Annotated in this window: 1 protein-coding gene; it reads left to right on the forward strand. The window is 54.6% G+C overall.

Annotated features, from left to right (window positions below; all coding sequences use genetic code 11):
• Nucleotides 1–90: 90 nt before the first annotated feature.
• Nucleotides 91–699, forward strand: a 609-nt coding sequence (locus tag E1297_RS01025; RefSeq protein ID WP_196223102.1) for an IS110 family transposase, incomplete at its 3' end; no start/stop codon positions are given.

Consider the following 699-nt stretch of genomic DNA (forward strand, 5'->3'; position numbering starts at 1 on the left):
TGGCCAAAATCGATGGAGTGGACGCCCCTCACGGCATCACAGTGTGCCAAGGTAGCGGCGTTAAAACGCGCTAAAGAGGAGACGTCCACAATGAATGTCACCACGATTGGGATCGATATTGCGAAGAACGTTTTCCAGTTCCACGGCGTAGACGAAAATGGAGCGGTTGTCCTGCGCCGGAAAGTGCGCCGGTCTGGCGTTCTGGATTTTCTTGCATCATTGCCAGCATGCCTGGTGGCAATTGAGGCATGTGCCAGCGCTCATCACTGGGGCCGCGAAATAGAGCGTCTTGGGCACACCGTGCGGCTCATTCCTCCGCAATATGTGAAGCCGTTCGTGAAGCGCCAGAAGAATGATGCGACTGACGCAGAAGCAATTGCCGAGGCTGCATCTCGGCCAACGATGCGTTTTGTTGCAGTCAAGAGTGCCGAGCAACAGGGCCAGAGCACGCTGCTGAAGACACGCAACCTGTTTTTGGAACAGCGGACACAGATGATGAATGCGTTGCGTGGACATCTCGCCGAATTCGGCATTGTTGCCGCCAAAGGTCCGGCGAATTTGAAGAAACTGGAAGACTACGTTGTCAGCTGCCCCGAAAGTGAACTGCCCGTTTCGGCGCGCAATATATGCATCCGGCTGTTCGATCATGTTCGGCTTTTGGATTGGCAGGTTGAAGAATTGACTGCGCGAATTGAGGCG

The sequence above is a fragment of the Roseibium sp. RKSG952 genome (assembly GCF_009711355.1).